Origin of the sequence: Frigoribacterium sp. MEB024 (assembly GCF_000878135.1) — a bacterium.
GTDB lineage: Bacteria > Actinomycetota > Actinomycetes > Actinomycetales > Microbacteriaceae > Frigoribacterium.
The window spans coordinates 1-4,872 of record NZ_JXQZ01000062.1 but is presented as its reverse complement, the minus strand read 5'-3'; the positions used below and the strand labels follow the sequence as shown (position 1 = coordinate 4,872).

The window sequence follows — 4,872 nt, the reverse complement described above, 5'->3', positions numbered from 1 at the left end:
CCGGCGGGCTGCGCGTCGGCCGGGTCCGCCGGTGCGGCGGACGCCCCCGCGACGGGCGCCGCGGACACGAGCGCAGGAGGCGCGGGGGGCGACCGCGTCTCGAGCGCGACGATCGAGGCGGTGTCGACCCGCGCCTCCTCGGCTGGTGAGGCCGGCGGGGCAGCGTCCTCGGCGGGCGACGACGCCTCGGACGGGACCACCGACGCGTCCGGCACGGACACCGAGCTGCCCGTCCACGCCCTCGACGTGCTCGACGACTTCGTGCCCGTGCCGCTGCGCGGCAGCTGGCTGCCGCTGCTGATCGCGGCGATCGCCGTGCTGGCGGGCGCGTTCGTGGCGGTCGGCCGGCGCCGCCCGGGCGACGAGGACACCGCGGGGGAGCAGCCGTGAGCGGCCGCCGTGCCGCCGTGCGGGACAAGGGCCTGCTGCACGCGCTCGGCCTCGGCCTCAGCGCGGGGCTGTTCGTCCTCGTGCTCGGGCTCGCGGCGGTGCTGATCGTCGTGCCGAAGGTCGCGGGGGCCACGCCGCTGACCGTGCTGACCAGCTCGATGGAGCCGCGACTGCCCCCGGGCACCCTGATCGTGGTGAAGCCGACGCCGGTCGACGAGATCCGGATCGGCGACGTCGTGACGTACCAGATCGAGAGCGGACGACCCGAGGTGATCAGCCACCGGGTGATCGAGATCGTGTCGTCGTCGGACGGCGGCACGGCCTTCGTCACGAAGGGCGACAACAACTCCGAGCCCGACGCCGCCCTCGTGCTGCCCGAGCAGATCCGCGGGACGCTGTGGTACTCGCTGCCCTGGCTCGGCTTCGTCAACCAGGTCGTGAACGGCGACGCCCGGTCGTGGATCGTGCCGCTGCTGGCGATCGCCCTGCTGGGCTACGCGGGCTACTCCCTGGCCACCGGCCTGGTCGAGGCACAGCGTCGGCGGGCGCGGACGCGGAAGACCCGTCCGGCCCCGCGCTGAGCGAGGGGCCGGACGGGCCCGGGGGAGGCGTCTACTTCGTGAAGCCGACGACCGTCCAGTCCACGTCGCTGGCCCCGGCGCGGGCGCCGAAGTTCGCGAGCTTGGGGCTCTGGAACGAGATGTACGGCGCCTGGATGATCGGCATCGAGTGCCCGATCTCCCAGATCTTCTCGTCGGCCTGGTTGTACAGGTCGGCAGCCTTCTCGGGGTCGCCCTCGGCGACGGCCTGGCTGAGCAGGTCATCGATCTCGGGGCTCGAGACACGACCATAGTTCTGGCCCTGCTCGTCCGAGTTGTAGATGCTCACGCCGGACGCCTGGTAGCCGGTGCCGGCCCAGACGAAGATCGTCATGTCGTAGTTGCCCGGGGTGACGTTGTCCTCGAAGAACGAGTCGACGCTGACGGCGTTGATCGTCAGCTTGATGCCGACCGCGGCGAGCTGGCTCTGCATGACCTCGGACAGCTGCTGCGAGATGGGGGTGCCGGACGGGATCGTCACGGCGATCTCGAGCTGCTTCCCGTCCTTCTCGAGCACGTCGCCGTTCAGCTCCCACCCGTCGTCGGCCAGGATCTTCTTCGCCTCGTCGACGTCGTAGTTCCCGGTCTCCTTCGCGTTGTCCTGGTAGGCGCCGTCGGTGCTGAGGAAGAGGTGGTTGTTCAGCGTGGTCAGCTCGTAGGGCAGGGTGCCCGTGATGACCTTGCCGAGTGCCTCGCGGTCGACCGCGTGCTGGATCGCCTGACGGATCTTCTCGTCGGCGAGCACGCCCTTGGTGCTGAAGTCGACGTGCGTGTAGCGAGCCGACGGTGCCGCCCGGATGTCGGTGTCCTTCGCGTCCTTCAGACGGTCGTAGCGCTCCGACGAGTTGCCCGTGACGAAGTCGATCTCACCGTTCAGGTACGCGTCGACGTCGGCGTCGCTGTCGAGGGCACGGAAGACCACCGAGTCGAGCTTGGGGGCGTCGCCCCACCACTTGTCGTTCGGCACGATCGTGACGGTCTGCGCGGTCGTGTCGATCTTCTCGACCTCGTACGGGCCGCCCGAGACGGGCAGGGTGTCGACGTAGGCCGTGTTGAAGGCGTTCGGGTCGTTGTAGAGGCTCGCCGGGTAGAGCGGGGCGAACATGCTCTTCCAGTCCGAGAACGGCTCGGAGTAGGTCACGACGACCTGCTTGTCGCTCGAGCCCGCCTCGACCGAGGCCATGCGGTCGGGGCCGAGCGTGCTGCCCACCAGGTACTCGGGGTTCGAGCCGTCGAGTGCGGTCTTCCAGGCCTGGAAGTCGGCGACCGTGATCGGGGTGCCGTCGTTCCACACCGCGTCGGGGTTGATGTCGTAGGTCACGACCAGCGGGTCCTCGCTGGTGGCCTCGGCGCTCGTGACGAGGTTCTCGTCGATCTGGGCGACGCCCTTCTCGTCGATGCGGAACGGCTGGGGCAGCACGGCGCTCTCGATCAGCGAGGCGTCGGCCAGGGCGCCGTCGAGCTGGCCGTAGTTCCACTGCGAGGGCAGCTGGCTGAGCGGCAGGGTCAGCGTCCCGCCCTGCTCGACGTCGGCCGCCGCCGTGGCGTTGATGTCGCCGTCGGGGGACAACTGGCCGTTCTTGGCGGCCCCGTCGCCGTCGTCGCCGCCGCCACCGCTGCACGCCGTGACGACGAGGGCGATGCTGACGAGGCCGGCTGCGAGGCCGAGCTTCTTCGTGATCTTCATGGCACTCCGAACTGAAGGGTGGTGAAAAGTGCTGATCAGACGGGATGCTGCATCGTCATCGACTCGTGCGGGCACGCGTCGCGACACCTCCCGAGAGCTGACCGCGTGTGCCCAAATGTACGGACGCCTTGAATCCACGCAAACTTTCATGTGAATTTGTTACACGCTCGAAACCTGGCCAGCTGGTCGGGTCGCGGGGTACGTCTAGTGTGATCTGCCATGGCTCGATTCCTCGCCCGCCGGCTTGTGTACTACGTCGCCCTGGTCTTCATCGCGACGTCGCTCACCTACTTCCTCGCCTCGGCGACCCTCAACCCGCGCTCCGTGTACGCGGACCGCAACCCGCGTCCGTCCTCCGAGATCGTCGACGCGAAGCTCAGCTCGATCGGGGTCAACGACAAGGACCCCCTCGGCGAGAGGTACGTCCACTGGCTCGGTGGCGCGGTCACCGGCGACCTCGGGCAGACCATCCAGGACAAGCCGGTCGCGGCGGAATTCGGGCCGAGGCTGGGAGTCAGCCTGCGCCTCCTGCTGGTGGGGTCGATCCTCGGCATCGTGCTCGCGGTCGTGGTCGGCACCTGGAACGCCATCCGGCAGTACGCGTTCTCGGACCGGGTGTCGTCGGTGCTGTCGTTCGTCCTGATCTCGACGCCGGTGTTCCTCACGGCGGTGTTGCTCAAGATCGGGGCGACGAAGCTCAACGACGTTCTCGGGTACCAGCTGATCACCTTCACGGGCGAGGCGACCCCCAACCTGACCGGCGGGCTCGCCACGATCGCGTGGGACCGCATCGCCCACCTGCTGCTGCCCACCATCTCGATCGGCGTCGGGTTGATCGCCGTCTACAGCCGGTACCAGCGGGCGACGATGCTCGACGTGCTGCAGGCCGACTACATCCGCACCGCCCGCGCCAAAGGACTGCGACGTCGCCCGGCCATCTTCAAGCACGGGCTGCGCACGGCGTTGATCCCCATGACGACGCTGTTCGCCTTCGCGTTCCTCGGCGTGCTGACGGGAGCCACCTTCACCGAGAAGATCTTCGCGTGGAACGGCCTCGGCGCCTGGTTCATCGACGCCGTCCAGGCCAACGACATCAACGTGGTCGTCACGTACACCCTCTACAGCGCCGTCGTCGTGCTGCTCGCCGGCTTCGTGTCCGACGTGCTCAACGCGGTGCTCGACCCGCGCGTCCGAGCGCAGAAGTAGGGCCGCCCCATGACCCGGTTCACACCCGACCTGCTCGAGGGGCCGTCCGACGCCGTCGTGCCCGAGTCGCGAGAAGAGGTCGCGGCGACGTCGCCGAACCGCCTCGTGCTGACCTTCCGGCGGCTCTTCGCGAATCGCGGTGCCACCGTCGGCCTCGTGACGATCGTGCTGCTCTTCGTCTTCGCCTTCGTCGGCCCGCTCGTCTCGCCGTACGCCTACAACTACATCGACTACACGGCCCTGTCGTCGCCACCGAGCGGCGCGCACTGGTTCGGCACGAACAACATCGGCCAGGACGTCTTCGCGCAGACCGCCCGGGGCCTGCAGAAGTCGCTGCTGATCGGTCTGTTGGTCGCCCTGTTCTCGACGGTGATCGCCGGCATGCTCGGCGCGATGGCGGGCTACTTCGGCGGCTGGATCGACCGGGCCGTGATGGTGTTCGTCGACCTGCTGCTCGTGCTGCCGTCGTTCCTGATCATCGCGATCCTCTCGCCGCGCCTCAAGCAGTACGGCTGGTTGATCCTCGTGGCCCTGCTCGCCCTCTTCGGCTGGATGATCACGGCCCGTGTGGTGCGCTCGCTCACCCTCAGCATCAAGGAGCGGGAGTTCATCCGGGCCGCCCGGTACATGGGCATCGGCCACTTCACGATCATCGTGCGACACATCCTGCCGAACGTCGCGTCCTTCCTCGTGATCGACGCCACCATCGCGATCGGCGCCGCGGTGCTCACCGAGTCGGGGCTGTCGTACTTCGGCTTCGGCGTCCAGCCGCCCGACGTCTCGCTCGGCACGTTGATCGCCCAGAACCAGAGCGCGGCGACCACCAAGCCGTGGCTGTTCTTCTTCGCGGCCGGTGCGCTCATCGTGTTCGCCCTGGCGAGCAACCTGCTCGGCGACGGGCTGCGCGACGCACTCGACCCGACCTCGACGGCGGGCCGAACGGGCCGCCGCCGCCGCACCCGCGGTCGGACGGCTGACGACGCTGTTCGC

The 4,872-nt window shown here is 68.8% G+C and carries 4 protein-coding genes and 1 pseudogene; 4 read left to right on the top strand and 1 reads right to left on the bottom strand.

From position 1 onward, the window contains the following. Positions 1-390 (top strand): annotated as a pseudogene (locus tag SZ60_RS17510) (hypothetical protein); the annotation flags it as partial. Next, positions 387-971: a signal peptidase I gene (locus SZ60_RS12080; RefSeq protein ID WP_082060114.1), complete on the top strand. Its 585-nt coding sequence runs from the start codon at positions 387-389 to the stop codon at positions 969-971. The pseudogene SZ60_RS17510 and the gene SZ60_RS12080, both read left to right, overlap by 4 nt. A gap of 31 nt (positions 972-1,002) precedes the next feature. Here the strand turns inward: SZ60_RS12080 and SZ60_RS12075 are convergent, their stop codons facing one another. Continuing rightward, entirely contained in the window at positions 1,003-2,676 is a 1,674-nt protein-coding gene (locus SZ60_RS12075) for an ABC transporter family substrate-binding protein (RefSeq protein WP_043596268.1), read from the bottom strand. Positions 2,677-2,895: 219 nt separating this feature from the next. On the opposite strand from SZ60_RS12075, the gene SZ60_RS12070 reads away from it, so the two are divergent. Beyond that, positions 2,896-3,882, top strand: a complete 987-nt coding sequence (locus tag SZ60_RS12070) for an ABC transporter permease (RefSeq protein WP_043596267.1) — start codon at positions 2,896-2,898, stop codon at positions 3,880-3,882. Between the two features lie 9 nt (positions 3,883-3,891). Beyond that, the coding region (locus SZ60_RS12065; protein ID WP_156155596.1) for an ABC transporter permease at positions 3,892-4,872 on the top strand (981 nt) is incomplete at its 3' end.

What these genes read in the sequence shown, in the direction of transcription:
- SZ60_RS12075 (WP_043596268.1), bottom strand. Translation starts at nt 2,676, where the DNA reads ATGAAGATCACGAAGAAGCTCGGCCTCGCAGCCGGCCTCGTCAGCATC.
- SZ60_RS12070 (WP_043596267.1), top strand. Translation starts at nt 2,896, where the DNA reads ATGGCTCGATTCCTCGCCCGCCGGCTTGTGTACTACGTCGCCCTGGTC.